10 protein-coding genes are annotated in these 19,087 nt (G+C 64.6%); 5 read left to right on the top strand and 5 right to left on the bottom strand.

The features are described from left to right. Window positions 1-20: 20 nt before the first annotated feature. From ACW4TB_RS03350 to ACW4TB_RS03335, 4 genes are read right to left on the bottom strand one after another with little or no spacing between them, the layout of a single operon-like run. A complete protein-coding gene (locus ACW4TB_RS03350) occupies window positions 21-662 on the bottom strand; it encodes an N-carbamoylsarcosine amidohydrolase (protein WP_254467606.1) in 642 nt (213 codons plus the stop codon). 14 nt (window positions 663-676) lie between these two features. After that, entirely contained in the window at window positions 677-1,429 is a 753-nt protein-coding gene (locus tag ACW4TB_RS03345) for a maleate cis-trans isomerase family protein (RefSeq protein ID WP_115275151.1), read from the bottom strand. Between the two features lie 13 nt (window positions 1,430-1,442). Next, window positions 1,443-2,249: an N-formylmaleamate deformylase gene (gene nicD, locus ACW4TB_RS03340; RefSeq protein WP_254467605.1), complete on the bottom strand. Its 807-nt coding sequence runs from the start codon at window positions 2,247-2,249 to the stop codon at window positions 1,443-1,445. Continuing rightward, complete coding sequence (locus ACW4TB_RS03335) at window positions 2,246-3,394, bottom strand: FAD-dependent monooxygenase (RefSeq protein ID WP_012314029.1); 1,149 nt, start codon at window positions 3,392-3,394, stop codon at window positions 2,246-2,248. The genes nicD and ACW4TB_RS03335 overlap by 4 nt, the downstream gene beginning before the upstream one ends. 327 nt (window positions 3,395-3,721) lie before the next feature. Here ACW4TB_RS03335 and ACW4TB_RS03330 point away from each other — a divergent pair, with 327 nt between their 5' ends. The 4 genes from ACW4TB_RS03330 to ACW4TB_RS03315 all read left to right on the top strand — a co-directional run bounded on the left by ACW4TB_RS03330 (window position 3,722) and on the right by ACW4TB_RS03315 (window position 9,535). Further along, the gene (locus ACW4TB_RS03330; RefSeq protein WP_279932009.1) at window positions 3,722-4,774 is read left to right on the top strand and encodes a 2,5-dihydroxypyridine 5,6-dioxygenase; all 1,053 of its coding nucleotides are present in this window, start codon (window positions 3,722-3,724) and stop codon (window positions 4,772-4,774) included. A gap of 69 nt (window positions 4,775-4,843) precedes the next feature. Continuing rightward, complete coding sequence (locus ACW4TB_RS03325) at window positions 4,844-5,320, top strand: MarR family winged helix-turn-helix transcriptional regulator (RefSeq protein WP_012314026.1); 477 nt, start codon at window positions 4,844-4,846, stop codon at window positions 5,318-5,320. A 168-nt stretch (window positions 5,321-5,488) separates the two neighbouring features. Beyond that, window positions 5,489-5,956 (top strand): (2Fe-2S)-binding protein, encoded by a 468-nt coding sequence (locus ACW4TB_RS03320; protein ID WP_012314025.1) that lies wholly within the window; start codon window positions 5,489-5,491, stop codon window positions 5,954-5,956. A gap of 15 nt (window positions 5,957-5,971) precedes the next feature. Beyond that, a complete protein-coding gene (locus tag ACW4TB_RS03315) occupies window positions 5,972-9,535 on the top strand; it encodes a molybdopterin cofactor-binding domain-containing protein (protein ID WP_279932014.1) in 3,564 nt (1,187 codons plus the stop codon). Between the two features lie 16 nt (window positions 9,536-9,551). On the opposite strand, the gene ACW4TB_RS03310 is transcribed toward ACW4TB_RS03315, so the two are convergent. Then, a complete protein-coding gene (locus ACW4TB_RS03310; RefSeq protein WP_254467600.1) occupies window positions 9,552-10,190 on the bottom strand; it encodes a TetR family transcriptional regulator in 639 nt (212 codons plus the stop codon). A 207-nt stretch (window positions 10,191-10,397) separates the two neighbouring features. Between ACW4TB_RS03310 and ACW4TB_RS03305 the strand changes: the two genes are divergently transcribed. After that, a complete protein-coding gene (locus ACW4TB_RS03305; RefSeq protein WP_279932017.1) occupies window positions 10,398-19,043 on the top strand; it encodes a GH36-type glycosyl hydrolase domain-containing protein in 8,646 nt (2,881 codons plus the stop codon). Window positions 19,044-19,087: the final 44 nt, after the last annotated feature.

The following is a 19,087-nucleotide window of genomic DNA, read 5'->3' as shown; positions in this document are numbered from 1 at the left end:
TGGGTGCAAGGTGTGCGGTTTCAGTTGGCCAGGCGCTGGAGTTGCGCCATGGCTTCCTGCAGGCTGACGACATCGCCGTACTTGCTGTCGATGTCGAACAGGTTTGCTTCGTGCGGCGCGGGGTGGCGATCACCGACGCACTCGCGCACCACGATGGTTCGCAAGCCGTGCTGCAGCGCATCCACCGCACTGGCGCGGATGCAGCCACTGGTGGAGCAGCCGGCCAGCACCACGGTATCGATCCCTTGTGCATGCAGCAGCGGTGCCAGGCTGGTGCCGAAGAACGCGCTGGCGTACTGCTTGGTGAGCACCGGCTCATCAGCCCGTGGCACGACGGCCTCGCAGAATGCCGCCAGCGGGTTGCCTTCGACCATGTCCTTCATTACCGGCGCCTTGCGTACCCAAACGCCGCCATCGGCAAAATGCGGGGCCTGGTAGCGGATATTGGTATGAACCACCAGCGTACCGCAGTCCCGGGCCAATGCCAGCAGCACGGCAGCCTGCTCGACCGCCGTCACCACGCCGGGGGCGTAGAGCGGCGCACCGGGGGTGGTGTAGCCCTGCATGAAGTCGATCATCAGCAGGGCTGCCTTGCGCCCGAAGCCGATACGCTGACCCCATACGCCCTGGTAGTTGTCGCTGGCGCTTTGTGCGTCGCTCATGTTCGTCTCCCGATTCAGTAGGCGCCCGACAGCAAGGCGCCAGCGCCCGGAACCACCGGTTCCAGGTCCAGCGCCTTGAGCATGGCGTAGGTGGTGGCGATGGCAGCGGTGACCACCGGTTTGCCGGTTTGCGCCTCGACCTTGGCGACTGCCGGCAGCGACTGCATCTGCACGCAGGCCGAAAGCACCACCACATCGACGCCCTCAAGGTTCATGCCGGCCACGATGCCCGGCAGGTTGGCCGGGTCGTGACGTGCCACGGCGAGGTTGTCGGGGATTTCCAGCGCGCGCCAGTCCTGCACCTCGAAGCCTTCCTCGCGGATGTAGTTGACCACCAGTTCGGTCAACGGCTTCATGTAGGGCGCGACGATGGCGATGCGCTTGGCCTTCATCACGTGCAGGGCCTCCACCAGCGCACCGGCACTGGTGATGACCGGCGCCAGTGCGTCGTTGTCGGCAGTGGCTTTTTGCAACCGCTTCTCTGACTGGCGGTGATACCCCAGCCCCATGGCCATGATCGCCACCAGGCAGGCATAGCCGAGCACGTCCACCTTGGCGTCTGACAGTTCCACTGCGCAGCGGTCGGACTCGCCGTCCATCGCCGCCAGTTCTTCCTTCTTCACCTGCTTCATGCGCATGCGGCTGGAGTGGAAGGTGAAGCGCTCCGGGCGGATCGCCTGGCGGGCCAGGAGCATCGCCGGGATCTCGGTTTCCATGGTGGTGTTCGAACTCGGCACGATCTGGCCGATACGGTAGGGCTTGGTCATGTCGCGTGCTCCTTCAGACAAGGGGGTGGCCCAGGAAATCACCAAAGGCGGCAAAGAAGCCTTCGAGGTCATCCCAGGGAATCATGTGGCCGGCGTTGTCGACGTGAGCGACCTGGATGTCCGGCTTGAGCTCACGGATCTCGGCGATGTCCTGGGGCTGGATCACCCCGCCTCGCCCCGCCACCATCAGCAATGCCGGTTGGCGCACATGGGGCAAGTCTTGGTGGATGTCCACCTGGTGGAAATCGTTGAAGGCACGCACGATCGCAGGCTCGTGGCAGGTGTGCAGCCACTCGGCGCGCAGCGCCAACTGCTCGTCGGTCCAGGTTGCACAGAAGGCGCGCATGTCGTCACCGCTCATGCCACTGCAGGCCTGCCGGATAGAGTCGACGTACCACGGCAGCTTGCTCGGGTATTCGCGCCGACCAGGCCCGGATACCGGCGGGTCGACCAGCACCAGGCGCTGCAGCCCGGGCGCCCCTTGCGCGGCTGCGCGGATGGCGAAACGCGCGCCCATCGAATGGCCGACCAGGTGGTAGCTGGCCAGGCCGAGCGCCGCCGCGAACGCCGGAATGTCCGCAGCGCAGGCATCGGTGCCATAGTCCAGTTCAGGCCCGCTCGCGGACAGGCCGCGGCCGCGTACATCCAGCACATAGGTGTCGAACTGCTGCCCAAGGCGCTCGGCGACAAAGCCCCAGGTGATCGCCGGGCTGGTGATGCCCGGCACCAGGATCAGCGCAGGGCCTTTGCCGCCGTAACGCAGGTAATGCTGACGGATGCCGTTGGCGTTGACGTTGCCGCCGGCGACGAAGGTGCTCATGCTGCCTCCCCGCTCTTCAGTGCCTGGCCGTAGAGGTCGTAGCCATAGACCCATGCCGGGTCTTCCTGGGTGTAGAGGAAGGTGTTGGCGTTGGAGACCGCCTGCACCCGCGAAGCGCGTTCCTTGCGGTTAGCCTCGTACAGAGCGAAGGCGGTGCGGTGGTCGGACAGCCCGGTCTCTTCCAGGCAACGGGTGAGCATCGCAGCGTCCTCGATGGCCATGCACGCGCCTTGCGCCATGTGCGGCTTCATCGGGTGGCAGGCATCCCCCAGCAGCACCAGGCGGCCACGGCTCCACAGCGGCAGCGGGTTGCGGTTGCGCAACGGCCACTTGGTGATCGATTCGGTGGCGTCGATCAGCTTTTGCACCGTGGGGTGGTAACCCTGGAAAGCAGCACGCATTTCTTCCTGGCTGCTGTCCACGAACGGGCCCTGGAAGTCCCACGCTTCGTGCGGGACGCCGGTGACGAAGTAGTACTCGTCGCGCTTGCCGGTGGTGTAGTAGACCATCATGTGGCGGTCTTCGGTCCACCATTTCACGCAGTCCTCGAACACGTCGGCATGTTGCGCCAGATGCTCGCCGCGGATCAGTGCGCGGTGAGCCACCCAGCCGCTGTAGATCGGTGCCTCGACACCCAGCAGCGCTTCGCGGATGCGCGAATGGATGCCGTCGGCACCGATGACGATGTCGGCCACGGTGTGGGTGCCGTCGGCAAAGTCCAGGCGTACCTGATCGCCGTCGTCGAGGATCTTCTCCAGGCGCTTGCCGAAGTGCACGGTGCCCGGCTTGATCGCATCGATCTGCAGGGCGTGCAGGTCGCCACGGTGAATGGTGATGTACGAGGCGCCGTATTCACGGCGGGCGTAATCACCCAGCGGGATGCGCGCCAGGTAGTCACCCGTATTGCCGTCGCGGCTGAACCAGAAATCCGGGTGCGACCCCATCAGCTCCAGCTTCTGCTCCAGCCCCATGCGGCGGAATATCTTCATCACGTTAGGGCCGATGTGAATACCCGCGCCAAGGCGGGTGAACTCCGGTGCCTGCTCGTACACGTCGACTTCAAAGCCGGCCTGCTGCAACAAAGTGGCGGCGGCTGCCCCGCCCAATCCTGCACCGACGATTGCGATTTTCTGCCTGCCCCGCATAGGTATGTCCCCTCTTGTTCTGTGATGTGGTCAGCCGAACCGCCTGACGAATTAGAGTGTATACGCTGTATTTTTTTATTGGGAAGGGGAATATTCAAAAAAATTCAAACGGGTGATCGAAATCGGCGAGTCGGCTAGATGTCACCGCATTACCTAGGCTATGTGTGGATTCGTAACGTTTCAACGCACCACTTGCGCTTGCAGGCCGGATACGCTTTCATCAACGCATATATGGCGTACACGCTATTAATTCGCACCGAGATAAAGCGCCCCGCACCACTGCGGTGCGGCATTTCGGTTTCATCGAGGCCTGCCAGGAGAAAGCTGATGCCGGTTAGCAACGCAGAACTGACCCAAATGTTCGAACACGTACTCAAACTGTCCCGGGTGGACGAAACTCAGAGCGTCGCCGTGCTCAAGAGCCACTACTCCGACCCGCGTACGGTCAGTGCCGCGATGGAAGCGGCGCAGCGGCTCAAGGCGAAGGTCTACGCGGTGGAATTGCCCTCGTTCAACCACCCCACGGCCATGGGCAACGACATGACCGCCTACTGCGGCGACACCGCCCTGACCGGCAACCTGGCCGCCCAGCGGGCGCTGGAAGCGGCCGACCTGATCGTCGACACCATGATGCTGCTGCACTCACCGGAGCAGGAGCAGATCCTGAAGACCGGAACGCGCATACTGCTGGCGGTCGAACCCCCGGAAGTCCTGGCGCGCATGCTGCCCAGCGAAGACGACAAGCGCCGCGTGCTGGCCGCCGAAACCCAGCTCAAGCAAGCCCGCACGATGCAGGTGCGTTCCAGGGCCGGCAGTGATTTCCACGCCCCACTGGGCCAATACCCGGCCGTTACCGAATACGGCTATGCCGACGAGCCCGGCCGCTGGGACCACTGGCCAAGCGGCTTTTTGTTCACCTGGCCGAACGAGGACAGCGCCGAAGGCACGCTGGTACTGGATGTGGGCGACATCATCCTGCCGTTCAAGAACTACTGCCGCGAGCGCATCACCCTGGAGATCGAGAAAGGCTTCATTACCGGCATCCATGGCGGCTTCGAGGCCGAGTACCTGCGCGACTACATGAAGTACTTCAACGACCCCGAGGTCTACGGCATCTCCCATATCGGCTGGGGCCTGCAGCCGCGTGCCCAGTGGACCGCCATGGGGCTGCACGACCGCAACGACGGCATGTGCATGGATGCCCGCGCGTTCTATGGCAACTTCCTGTTCTCCACCGGCCCCAACACCGAGGTCGGGGGCAAGCGCAAGACCCCCTGCCATCTGGATATTCCGCTGCGCAACTGCGATATCTACCTGGATGACCAGGCTGTGGTGCTGGCCGGTGATGTGGTCGCGCCTGAGGAGTCCAGGGCGCGATAGTGGTTATACTGGCCCGGCGCCCCGCTCCGGGGGGGCCGGCCAGCCAACCCACACAGCCCAAGCCAACCCATGTCGAATAAAAACACCCCCGCTCCCGCTGCACCCGACACTGCCCCCTACGACGTGACCGAACAGGTCGGCCACCTTTTACGCAAGGCCTACCAACGGCACACCGCGATTTTCCAGCAACAGGCGTGCGACCCGCAGTTGACCTCGATCCAGTTCGTCACCCTGTGCGCCCTGCGCGACCACGGCCCCAGCTCCCAAGCCGAACTGATCAAGGCCACCGCCGTCGATCAGGCGACCATCCGCGGCATTGTCGAGCGCCTGAAGGCGCGCGGGCTGATCGAGCTGTCACCAGACCCGGATGACCGGCGCAAGGTCATTGTCGGGCTCACCGACAGTGGCGCAGCCTTGCTCGATGCGATGATCCCCTGCGCCCGGCAAATCAGTGAACTGAGCATGGGCTGCCTGAACGCCGCAGAGCGGGTGGCGATCCTGTTTCTGCTGCGCAAGATGATCGATGGGGACGATCAGGCAGGCTGAGCACGCCCAATACCTCGAACAACTTCTTGCGCAATCATCGCTGGCCTGCTTCTTGCCTGATCATTTCATGTAGTGAGTACTTACCTAAACAAGCGCACCACTTGAGTGGTTTGGTAGCGCAGGTACTCGCTTTTGAACGGCATGCAAACTTCCAGAGATGAGCCAACCATGCAAATCACCCTCCCCCTGCGGGTCAACGGCCAGGCTGTCGAAGTCAGCGCCATGGCCGACACGCCCTTGCTCCTGATCCTGCGCAACGACCTGCGCCTGAACGGCCCCAAGTACGGCTGCGGCCTGGGCGAGTGCGGGGCGTGCACGGTGATCATCGACGGCGTGGCCGCACGCGCCTGCGTGATCCCGCTGTCCGGCGCCGCCAACCGCGACATCACCACTCTCGAAGGCCTGGGCAGCAAGGCCGCGCCACACCCGGTGCAACAGGCGTTCATCGATGAGCAGGCCGCCCAGTGCGGCTACTGCATGAACGGCATGATCATGACCGCCAAGGCCCTGCTCGACCGCATCCCCGACGCCAGTGACGAACAGATCCGCAACGAACTGTCAGGCAACCTGTGCCGCTGTGGCACTCATGTCGAAATCCTGCGCGCGGTGCGCCGCGCTGCCGGCCGCCAGGCCTGAGACCCGGAGCAGAGCATGAACCACTCCCAACACGTTCCCACCCGCGACCAGTTAATGGGCAAAACCGGCGTACTGCTGATCGTCGACCAGATCACGCCGCCCTCGGGCCCTGTGGCCAAGGGTGTGACACCCACAGTCAAGGCGCGTGAGCTGGCGCTGTTTCTTGCCGTAAGCGATGACGGCATGGTCTACGCCTTCAATGGCCACGTTGACCTGGGCACCGGCATCCGCACGTCGCTGGCTCAGATCGTTGCCGAAGAACTCGACCTGCGCATGGACCAGGTGCACATGGTGCTGGGTGACACCGAGCGGGCGCCGAACCAGGGCGCCACCATCGCCAGCGCGACCCTGCAGATTTCCGCCGTGCCGCTGCGCAAGGCCGCAGCGACGGCGCGGCGCTTCTTGCTGGAACAGGCCAGCCTGCGCCTGGGCTGCCCGGTGCAGGCGTTGCGCATGGAGGCCGGCATGCTGATTACCGAGGACGGCCGCACCCTGAGCTTTGCCGACCTGGTCGGCGGGCAGCGCCATCAACTGCACATTGCCGACGATGCGCCGCTCAAGGCCATCGAGGATTACCGCCTGGTGGGTCGCAGCGCGGCACGGGTGGACATCCCTGGCAAGGCGACCGGCGAGCTGACCTACGTCCACGACATGCGCCTGCCCGACATGCTGCATGGCCGGGTGATCCGCCCGCCCTATGCAGGCCATGACAGCGGCGAATTCGTCGGCAACAGCCTGCTGGCAGTGGACGAATCCTCTATTGCCCATGTGCCGGGGGTGATCGCGGTGGTGGTCATCCGTGACTTCGTCGGTGTGGTTGCCGAGCGCGAGGAACAGGCGATCCGCGCTGCCCACGATTTGAAGCTCAGCTGGAAACCGCTCACCGGCAAATTGCCCGACCTCAGCGATGTCGCCCAGGCAATCCGCGACAACCCCCGCGTGCAGCGCACCGTGCTGGACCAGGGCGATGTCGACGCAGGCATCGCCAACGCCAGCCAGCGCCTGAGCCGCAGCTATCTCTGGCCCTACCAGTTGCATGGCTCGATTGGCCCCTCCTGCGCGCTGGCCGACTACACCGACGGGCAGATCCGCGTCTGGTCGGGCACCCAGAACCCGCACCTGCTGCGTGCAGACCTGGCCTGGCTGCTGGACTGTGCCGAACAACGCATCGAGATCATCCGCATGGAAGCGGCCGGCTGCTATGGCCGAAACTGCGCGGACGACGTCTGCGCCGATGCAGTACTGCTGTCGCGTGCAGTCGGCCGCCCGGTGCGGGTGCAACTGACCCGCGAGCAGGAGCATGCCTGGGAACCCAAGGGTACCGCGCAGCTGATGGAAATCGATGGCGGCCTGAATGCCGACGGCACGGTCGCCGCCTACGACTTCCAGACCAGCTACCCCTCCAACGGTGCACCCACGCTCGCCCTGCTGCTCACAGGCGCGGTGGAGCCGGTACCGGCACTGTTTGAAATGGGCGACCGCACCTCCATTCCACCCTATGACTACGAACACATGCGCGTCACAATCAATGACATGACGCCCCTGGTACGCGCCTCGTGGATGCGCGGTGTGTCGGCCATGCCCAACAGCTTCGCCCATGAGTCCTACATCGACGAACTGGCCTTTGCAGCCGGCGTCGACCCGGTCGAGTACCGCCTCAAGCATCTCAGCGATCCGCGCGCCATCGACCTGGTCAGAGCCACGGCCGAGCGCGCCGGCTGGCAGCCGCGCACCGAGCCCATGCAGACACCCGCCGAAGGTGATGTGTTGCGCGGACGCGGTTTCGCCTATGCACGCTACATCCACAGCAAGTTCCCGGGCTTCGGGGCCGCGTGGGCGGCCTGGGTCGCCGATGTTGCAGTGGACCGACGCACCGGCGAGGTCGCCGTGACGCGTGTAGTCATCGGCCATGACGCCGGCATGATGGTCAACCCCGACGGGGTGCGGCACCAGATACACGGCAATGTGATCCAGTCCACCAGCCGTGTGCTCAAGGAGCAGGTGAGCTTCGAAGAATCGACGGTGGCCAGCAAGGAATGGGGCGGATACCCGATCCTGACCTTCCCCGAAGTGCCGGCCATCGATGTAATGATGCTCCCGCGCCAACACGAGCCTCCGATGGGCAGCGGTGAATCAGCCTCGGTACCCAGTGCAGCAGCCATCGCCAACGCCGTGTTCGATGCCACCGGCATTCGCTTCCGCGAGCTGCCGATCACAGCTGAGCGGGTGCGCGAGGCACTGAGCGGCGATGGTCAGGGCTGCAGCGGGCCGGCGTCAGCGCAGCCCGCGCCGAAGCGCTCGAAATGGTGGTTCGGCTCAATCGCCGGAGTGTTCGGGGCCGCGTTGGGCATGGCCGCTACCGCCCTGCCCTGGCGCGCTGAAATCGCCCCTGTGACACCACCTGCTGCCGGCAGCTGGTCAGCCTCGATGCTCGAGCGCGGGCGCCAAGTGGCTGCTGCCGGGGACTGTGCTGTCTGCCATACGGTACAAGGCGGTAAGGTCAATGTCGGCGGCCTGGCGATGGAGACTCCGTTCGGTACGCTCTACAGCACCAATATCACTCCCGATCCGGATACCGGCATCGGCCGGTGGTCGTTCGCCGCCTTCGAACGGGCGATGCGCCAAGGCATCAGCCGCGACGGCCGGCACCTGTACCCGGCCTTTCCCTACACGTCATTTCGCAACATCACTGACGCCGACATGCAGGCCCTGTACGCCTACCTGATGTCGCAAACGCCTGTATACCAGGCGCCCTCGGCCAATCAGATGCGCTTCCCGTTCAACCAGCGCCCACTGATGGCCGGCTGGAACGCGCTGTTTCTCAAGCGCGGCGAATACCAGCCCGACCCGCAGCGCAGCGAGCAATGGAACCGTGGCGCCTACCTGGTCGACGGCCTCGGCCACTGCGCGGCGTGCCACTCGCCACGCAACCTGATGGGCGCGGAGAAAAGCGGTAACAGCTACCTTGCCGGCGGCATGGTCGATGGCTGGGAAGCGCCCGCGCTCAACGCCCTGGGCAAATCATCGACACCCTGGAGCGAGAATGAGCTGTTCACCTACCTGAGCACCGGTTTTTCCGACAAGCATGGCGTGGCTGCTGGCCCTATGGGGCCAGTGGTCAGCGAACTGGCAACTTTGCCGCAAAGCGATGTACGCGCTATTGCCCATTACCTGGCCTCACTGGACGGCACACCGCAGGCGGTCGCAGCCAAAGCGCCAGCGCAAGTCGACACCCAGGTGTCATTGAGTAATGGCGAGCGGGTGTTCAAGGGCGCGTGCATGGCCTGCCACAGCGACGGGCTGGGGCCGAAGCTGTTCGGGGTCAGCCCGTCCATGGCTGTGAACAGTAATGTTCACAGCGACCTGCCGGACAACCTGCTGCGCGTGATACTGCACGGCATACCGGCGCCGGCGACACGTGAGCTGGGCTACATGCCGGGGTTCAAGGACAGTTTGTCGAACCGCCAGGTGGCGGACCTTGCCGCTTACCTGCGCCAGCGCTTTGCGGCCCAAAAGCCGGCCTGGGAGGGGCTGGTGGCCAAGAGCGCCCAGGTGCGCGCCAACCCCGGCAGCCATTGACCCATGCGCTTGCCCGTCAGCAGCGCAGCCCGCGCAAGGCCAGGTCGCTGATGAACGCCAGCCAGTCGGACTTGGCCTGTTTATCGGCCAGGTCCGCGGCAAGAAACGAACTGAGCGTGTAGCGGTTGGAGTTATAGAAATAGCAGAGCGAGGCAATCATCAGGTAGGTGTGCCTGATGTCGATATCGGTGCGGAACACGCCCTTGGCCTGGCCCGCCTCGACGATCGGCCGCAGTACGCCGACCGCCTCGCCGGACAACGCCTTCAGGTTTTGCGACTGTCTGACGTGCTTGCCCTGATGGAGGTTCTCTGTGGCCAGGAGGGTGACGAATTCGGGATGGCGCACGTAGTAGTCCCAGATGAACGCCACCAGCTCGCGCAGTGCCGCCTCGGGGTCGGAAAGGTCCAGTCGCAGTTTGGCTTCGGCTTGATTGAAGCTTGCGTAGATGTGCTCCAGCACGCTGATGAACAGCTTTTCCTTGTTGCCGAAGTAGTAGTAGATCATCCGGTCATTGGAGTTTGCCAGCGAGGAGATCTGCTCGATGCGCCCGCCAGTGAAGCCTTCCTTGCTGAACACCTTCACCGCCGCTTGGAGAATGTTGTGCCTGGTGCGGTCTGCCTGCTGGGCGCGAACACCGGTTTTGCGAGTTTGCATGTGGAACCACTGTAGGGCTGGCCTGAAGGCTAACACTGCCACAGCCGTTCGGTCTTTGCGCGGCTTTTTGGCACTGCACGATGTGCGCGGTCAATGCCTGACATAGTCTCCCCTCGCGGCCCGGTCTGTTCGCTACCGTACAGACCTGCCGTGTGCCAGCCAGCCAGACTGAGGGCCTGACCGGCCAGTTCAAGGCAACCAGCGACCATGGACAACCCTTGGCTCCACCCGCTCGCCTTCCTTAAACGCCTGGCCCGTCACGCCCGGCGCTGGGGTTCGCCGCGGCACAGGTTCACCTATGAAAGCCTGCTGCGCTCGGAGCTCTACAGCGCCCAGCAGTTGGCCGAGCATGGGCGCTGGCTCTCCAGCCAGCATCGGCTGAGCCTGCTGCCCGCCGACGATGCGCTGCTCGACCGCCTGGCCGACAACGAACACATGCTCTACACCAGCTGTTCGGCCCTGGCCGCCAGCCTGCCCGGCTCACGCCCGGCGTTGCCGGCCGCGCAATGGTTGCTCGACAACTTCTACCTGGTCGAAACCCATATCCGCATTGCCAAACGCCACCTGCCGACCGACTACAGCCTGCAGTTGCCAAGGCTGGACAACGGCCCTTCGAGTGGCCTGCCACGGGTGTATGACCTGGCACTGGAGACCATTTGCCATGGTGACGGCCGGGTCGACGCCGAAAGCCTCAGTGGCTTCATCGAGGCCTACCAGCAGCGCAACACGCTGAGCCTGGGCGAACTCTGGGCGATTCCGATCATGCTGCGCCTGGCGCTGATCGAAAACCTGCGCCGGGTAGCCGCCCGGGTCATGGCCAACCTAGCGGACCGTGATCTGGCCAATGGCTGGGCTGACACGCTGTGCGAAACCGCCGAGCGCGATGCCAAGAGCGTGATCCTGGTGGTCGCCGACATGGCCCGCTCAGCACCACCGCTGACCGCCGCCTTCGTCGCCGAACTGGCAAGGCGGCTACAGGGCCACAGCAGCACACTCACCCAGCCGCTGGCCTGGATCGAACAGATGCTCAGCGAATCGGCGCTGAGCATCGAACGCAATGTGCAACTCGATGCGCAACAGCAGGCCATCGACCAGCTGTCCATCAGCAACAGCATCGGTAGCCTGCGGCTGCTGTCGACCATCGACTGGCGGCTGTTCGTCGAGCGCCTGAGCCATGTCGAGCAGGTGCTGTGCCAGGACCCGGCCGCGGTCTACACGGCCATGGATTTCACCAGCCGCGATCACTACCGACACATCGTCGAGCGGCTGGCGCGGCACAGTGCATTCAACGAAGACCAGGTGGCGCGCACGGCCATCGAGCTTGCGCGGGCCGCAGGGGTCGGGGTGGATGAGGCGGCCGGGCACGTCGGCTTTTACCTGGCAGGCGACGGCTTGCCGTTGCTTGAACGCAAGCTCGCTGCACGGGTTGGCCTTGCCGAGCGCTGGCAGCGTTTGTTGCATCGGGCACCGCTGACGTTCTACCTGGTACCGACGGTGTTGCTGTCGTGCATGCTGGGCTGGGGCTTGATCGGCACAATCGTGGCCGAGGGCTGGCCGTTTTGGGTGACAACGCTCATGGCCCTACCGATACTGCTGGCCACCAGCCGCCTGGCCATCGGCCTGGTGAACTGGCTGGTCACCCTGACCGTGAAACCGTCGTTCCTGCCACGCCTGGACTACACCGCAGGCATTCCCGCCGATGCCCGCACGCTCGTGGTGGTACCCAGCCTGCTAAGTAGTGCCAGCGATGTGGAGGCGCTCGTCGAAGGCCTTGAAGTGCGCTTTCTGGCCAACCGCGATGAACACCTGCATTTCGCCCTGTTGAGTGATTTCGTCGATGCGCGGCAACAGACTTGCCCAGAGGACCTGGGCCTGCTCGACCTTGCCAGCGAGGGTGTCGAGGCCCTGAACCACAAATACCCCACCCTGGGCTGTGAGCGGTTCTTTCTGCTGCATCGGCCCCGGGTATGGAACGCTACCGAGCACTGCTGGATGGGCCGTGAGCGCAAGCGCGGCAAGCTCGCCGAGCTCAATGCCCTGCTGCGTGGGCATGGGGCCGAGTGTTTCATGCGCATCGTCGGCGATGTGCTGAAGCTCGACAGCGTGCGTTATGTCATCACACTGGACACCGACACTCTGCTGCCACGCGATGTGGCGCAGCAGTTTGTCGGTGCCATGCAGCACCCGCTGAACCACCCGCGGTTCGATGCCCGAACCGGTCGTATCATTTCCGGCTACGCCATCTTGCAACCGCGGGTTGGCATCAGCCTGCCGGCAGTATCACGTTCGGCCTACGCCCGCCTGTTCGCCACCGATGCCGGTATCGACCCCTATACACAGGCCGTCTCGGACGTTTACCAGGACCTGTTCCTGAGCGGTTCGTTCATCGGCAAGGGCATTTACGCCGTGGATGCCTTCGAGCAGGCGCTGGACGGGCGCTTTGCCGACAACCGCGTGCTTAGCCATGACCTGATAGAGGGCTGCTATGCCCACTCCGGCCTGCTCAGCGACGTGCAGCTGTTCGAGGGCTACCCGGCGCGCTACAGCGCCGATGCCAAGCGGCGCCACCGCTGGATCCGCGGCGACTGGCAACTGCTGCCGTGGCTTTTATCACGCAGGCGCAATGGCACCAAGGGCAATGCGCAAAGCCCGCTGAGCGCGCTGTCGCGGTGGAAAATCTTCGACAACCTGCGCCGCAGCCTGGAGCCGGCAGCCCTGCTGACAGTACTGACGTGGGGCTGGCTCGCCAGCGCCTCGCCACTGTGGTGGACACTCGCAGTGCTGGGGTTGCTGCTGGTGCGACCGCTGCTGGATACGTTGCTTGAACTGCTGCACAAAACTGCCGAGGTAGCGTTTACCGAACACCTTGTCGCAGCCCTGAGAACGTCGGGCACCTACTTTGTGCGCGCCTTGCTATCGTTGGCATGGCTACCTTTCGAGGCCGGCTACAGCCTGGATGCCATCGCCCGCACCGTGTGGCGCCTTGCGGTGAGCAAGCGCCGCTTGCTGCAATGGAACCCCTCGCAAGCAGAGGAACGCAGCAGCGCCGATACCCTGCAGGCGGTCTATCGCGAGCAATGGCTGCAACCGGCCTTGGCGCTGACGCTGGCGGGTTTGTTGGCGTTGCAGCCCGCGACCCTGCTGTTGGCCTCACCCATTCTCGCAATCTGGCTGCTCGGCCCGGCGCTGGCCTGGTGGCTCAGCCGCGCGCAGGTTCGCAGCGTGTTCACACCATCGGCCGGGGACCTGTGTTTTCTGCACCGCCTGGCCCGGCGCAACTGGGCGTTCTTCGAGCAGCACGTAGGCCCTGCCGACAACTGGCTGCCACCCGACAACCTGCAGGAACCGCCCTATGCCAGTGTGGCGCACCGCACCTCCCCCACCAACATGGGCATGGCATTACTGTCGCACCTAGCGGCACACGACTTCGGCTATCTGTCTGCCGGCCGTCTGTTCGAGCGCCTGACGTGCATGTTCGACAGCATGGATGGCCTGGAGCGCTACAAGGGGCACTTCTACAACTGGTACGACACCCAAGCCCTCAAACCGCTGCCGCCGTTGTATGTGTCATCGGTGGACAGCGGCAACCTGGCTGCGCTGCTGCTGACGCTCAGGCCCGGCCTGTTGGCGATGGCAGAGGCCCCGGCGCCGGGCCGCCAGGTAACCCGCGGGCTGCTCGATACTCTCGATATCCTGCACGAAGCATTCACCCAAGCCGGCCGTGACACTGCCGAAATACAGGCGCTGCGCCAGGAAGCATGGCAAGCCCTGGAGCGAGAACAACCGCCGACGGCTGCGCTGATGGCGCTGCTTTGCGGGCAATTGCAGGGCCTGATCGGTAAATACGCAGCACCGCAGGCTGAAGAAGCGGCGACCGATGATTGCGCCTTCTGGCTGCAAGCGCTGTTGCGCCAGTGCTTGGACCTGGCCGGTGAGCTAGAGGCCCTGCGACTGCCTTCTGGCAATGAGCAGGCTCCGGAGCACAGCCTGAACTGGCGGCAAATGACGGAGCTGGACCCCGCCACGTGGCCGGCAGCTGACCGCCCCGCAGTGGTCAAGGTCCGCACCCTCGCCCGCCAGCGCATCGACCAGGCGCAACACTTGGCACTGCGCATCACCCGCCTGGTCAACATGGACTTCAGTTTCCTCTACGACAGCCAGCGTGACCTGTTCGCCATCGGCTACAACGCCGATGAGCACCGCCTCGATACGGCGTTCTACGACCTGCTGGCATCAGAGATGCGCCTGACCAATTTCGTGCTCATTGCCCAAGGCCAGGCGCCTCAGGACAGTTGGTTCGCGCTGGGGCGGTTGCTGACCAGCAATGCCGGTGTGCCTGTACTGCTGTCCTGGTCCGGCTCCATGTTCGAGTACCTGATGCCGCTATTGGTCATGCCCAACTATGAAGGGACTTTGCTCGACCAGACCTGCCAGGCAGCAGTCAAACGACAAATCGAATATGGCCACCTGCTGGGCATCCCGTGGGGTGTTTCAGAATCTGCCTACAATGCGCTGGACGCTCAATTCAACTACCAGTACCGGGCGTTCGGCGTACCGGGCCTGGGCCTCAAGCGCGGCCTGGGCGAGGAGCGCGTGATTGCACCCTACGCCAGCGCGCTGGCGCTGATGGTAGCGCCAGCCGCGGCCTGCAAAAACCTGCAGCGGCTGTGCGCATTGGGCGTCGCAGGCCGGTTTGGACTGTACGAAGCGGTAGACTACAGCGAGGCGCGTCTGCCCCCCGGGCAGGACGCTGTGGTCATCCGCTCGTTCATGGCGCACCACCAGGGCATGAGTTTCCTTGCCCTGACTGCAGTACTGCTGAACCTGCCCATGCAACGTCGCTTCGCCTGCGACCCACAGTTTCAAGCGAGCATGCTGCTGCTTCAGGAGCGCGTGCCGAAAACCGCTGCGCCGTATTTGCATACCCTCCAGGCACCGGCGCAAGACAGCGCAGACCCAAGCTGCGAAACCCGGCTGCGCGTTTTCAGTGAACCGAACCGCCGGCACCCGGCAGTGCAGTTGCTCTCCAACGGCCACTACCACGTCATGATCAACCATGTCGGCAGTGGTTACAGTCACCATGACAACCTGGCTGTCACCCGTTGGCGCGAAGACGCCACCGGCGATGCCCTGGGCAGCTTCTGCTACCTGCGCGATGTCGCCAGCGGCGCATATTGGTCCACGACTTATCAACCGACACAGCGCCGCACCTATAACCAGGAAGCGATATTCAGCGATGGCCGGGCGGAGTTTCGCGTGCGCGAACGCGATTTCGACTGCCACACTGAAATTGCCGTATCCCCTGAAGACGACATCGAACTGCGCCGGCTGCACCTGACCAACCACGGCGAAGCGCCCCGCACCCTGGAGCTGACCAGCTACGCCGAGGTGGTACTGGCGCCAGCCCTGAGCGATGCGCTGCATCCGGCCTTCAGCAAGCTGTTCGTGCAGACCGAGCTGGTCCGCCCGCTGCAGGCCATTCTCTGCACCCGACGACCGCGCGCGATGCTGGAGGCCGCGCCCTGGATGTGCCATGTGCTGGCGGTGCATGGGGTTGATATCGACGCCATTTCCTATGAGACCGACCGCGCCCGTTTCATCGGCCGGGGCCGCAGCCTGAGGGCTCCGGCGGCACTGGACCGGCAAGCCGAAGCGCTGTCTGGCAGTGCCGGTCCGGTGCTTGACCCGATCATCGCGATCCGCTGCCGCATCACCCTGGCGCCAGGCCAGACAGCAACGGTCGACCTGGCCACCGGTGTGGCCGACAGCCGTGATGCGTGCCTGCAGCAGATTGCCAAGTACCGCGACCGCCATTTGGCCGACCGGGTGTTCGAACTGGCCTGGCCACACAGCCAGGTGCTGTTGCGCCAGCTCAACGGCTCGCTGGCAGATGCACGGCTGTTCGAGCACATGGCCGCATCGGTCATCTACCCCAATGCAATGCTGCGCGCCGGCAGCGCCCTGCTGGCGAGCAACCGCCGCAGCCAGTCCGGGCTGTGGGGCCAGGGGCTGTCGGGGGACCTGCCGATCGTGCTGGTGCAGATCGGCGATCTGGCCAACATCCAGTTGGTCAGGCAAATGGTCCTTGCCCATGCCTACTGGCGGCAGAAAGGCCTGGTACTGGACCTGGTGATCTGGAACGAAGACCAGGCCGGCTACCGCCAGCAGTTGCAGGAATTGATCATCGGCATCGTCACCTCCGGCAGCGAAGCCGCGCTGCTCGACCGCCCGGGCGGCATCTTCGTGCGGCCTGCGCAACAGTTGTCCGAGGAGGATCGGGTGCTGACACTGTCCGTGGCCAGGCTGGTGCTCAGCGACGGCCGTGGCACGCTGGCCGAACAACTGCATCACCGGCGCCCTGCGCCTGCGCCTGCCGCCTTCGAGCCGGCACCCGCCGCCCTCCGGCCCAAGGCCAGCAGTGAGGCGCTGGCAGACGCCCCCGCCCTGCTGCTTGCCAATCCCTATGGCGGCTTCAGTGCCGACGGCCGCGAGTATGTCATTACGCACATCGCCGGCCGACCTACGCCCGCACCATGGGTCAATGTCCTGGCCAACCCGCGGTTCGGCAGCGTGGTGTCAGAAGCGGGCAGTGCCTACACCTGGAGCGAAAACGCCCACGAATACCGGCTGACACCCTGGTACAACGACCCGGTCGCCGACCCGAGCGGCGAAGCCTTCTACCTGCGTGACGAAGACAGCGGCCACTACTGGTCGCCCACCCCGCGACCCTGCCCCGGCCCTGGCCGCTACCGTACCCGCCACGGCTTTGGCTACAGCGTATTCGAGTACGCCGATGACCAGCTGGACAGTGAGTTGTGGATGCATGTCGCGCAAGAGGCACCGGTCAAGTTCTGCAGGCTCAAACTGCACAACCGCTCGGAGCGGGAGCGGAGGTTGACCGTGACCTGCTTCGTGGAGTGGGTTCTGGGTGACCTACGCAGTAAATCGGCGATGCACGTGGTCAGCGAGATCGACCCGGTCAGCGGCGCCTTGTTTGCCCGCAACGCCTATAACATCGAGTTCTGCGGGCACGTGGCGTTTCTCGATTGCGACCTGCCAGCGCACGGCGTCACCTGTGACCGCAGCGAATTCCTCGGCCGCAACGGCGACAGCCAGCACCCGGCGGGCCTGCGTCAGGCAAGGCTGTCGGGGCGCACCGGTGGTGGGCTGGACCCGTGCGCAGCACTGCAGGCCAGCCTGCTGCTGGCGGCGGGCGAAAGCCGTGAAGTGGTGTTTCGCCTGGGCGCCGAACACGATGCCAAGGCCGCCAGCCGCTGTGTACAGCAATATCGGGGTTTGCGTGCGGCCATGAACGAGTTCGACAAAGTGCAGGCTTATTGGCGCGAGACCTTGGGCACCGTGCAGTTCGAAACCCCGGAACCTGCGCTGGATGTCCTGGCCAATGGCTGGTTGATGTACCAAGTGATTGCCTGCCGCTTCTGGGCGCGCAGCGGCTTCTACCAGTCAGGGGGGGCGTTCGGTTTTCGCGACCAGTTGCAGGACAGTATGGCCATGCTCCACGCGGCGCCAGCGGCGGCACGCCTACACCTGCTTGCCTGCGCCGCTCACCAGTATGTAGAAGGCGATGTGCAGCACTGGTGGCATCCGCCCCTGCAGCGTGGGGTGCGCACCCGCTGTTCGGACGACCTGCTGTGGCTACCGCTTGCGACCTGCCGCTACGTCACGGTGACCGGTGACCACACGGTGCTGGACGAACCGGTCGGCTACCTGGAGGGGCGTGCGCTCAATGCCGGTGAAGAGTCGTATTACGACCTGCCAACCCACTCGAGCCTGGTCGAGAACCTGTACCAACACTGCCAGCGCGCCCTTGGGCACGCTCTGCAGTGCGGGGTTCACGGCCTGCCGCTGATGGGCAGTGGCGACTGGAACGACGGCATGAATCGCGTCGGCGAACAGGGGCGTGGCGAAAGCGTGTGGCTGGGCTTCTTCGGGCATGAAGTGCTGCGCGCGTTCGCCAGCGTTGCCTTGCACCAAGGCGATAGCGCCTTTGCGATGCGCTGCACACACCAGGCCGCCGCCCTGGCCGAAAACCTTGAGCAGCATGCCTGGGACGGCCAATGGTACCGCCGGGCATGGTTCGACGATGGCCAGGTACTGGGGTCAGCGAGCAACCAGGAATGCCGTATCGACTCCCTCACGCAGAGCTGGGCTGTGCTTAGCGGGGTCGCCGCCCCCGAGCGCGCCAGCGCTGCCATGACCGCCCTTGGGCAGCATTTGGTGCGCCGCGACCTGGGCATCGTCAAACTGCTCGACCCGCCGTTCGACCGCGGCAGCCTGGACCCTGGCTACATCAAGGGTTACCTGCCAGGGGTGCGTGAGAATGGCGGGCAGTACACCCACGCGGCAATATGGGCGGGCATGGCGTATGCCCAGATGGGCAATGCCGGCAAGGCCTGGGAGCTGCTGCGCCTGATCAACCCGGTGCGCCAGGGCAGTGAGGGGCTGATCGACACTTACAAGGTCGAACCCTATGTCATGGCCGCAGATGTCTACGCCCTGGCGCCCCACGTAGGGCGTGGCGGCTGGAGCTGGTACACCGGGTCGGCCGGCTGGATGTACCGGTTGATCGTCGAGAGCCTGCTGGGCCTCAAGCGCTGCGGCGATACCTTGCGCATACAACCACTGCTGCCGGCGGACTGGCCCGGCTACACCTTGCATTACCGTTTCGGCAGCACGCACTACCGCATTGAAGTGCGCAATGCTGGCGGCGCGGACCTGACCCTCAGCCTGGACGGCCAGGTGCAGGAACAGGCCAGCCTGGCCTTGAGCGATGACGGCATGCTTCACCACGTCATCGCCCAGTACCAACCGTCGCCCTTGCCCATCGCCTGATCCGCCTGCTGGGCTACGCTTGTTGCGACAACCGCTGCCCTGGA

The organism is Lelliottia jeotgali (genome assembly GCF_977070485.1).
This window is presented reverse-complemented; position numbering and strand designations above follow the sequence as displayed.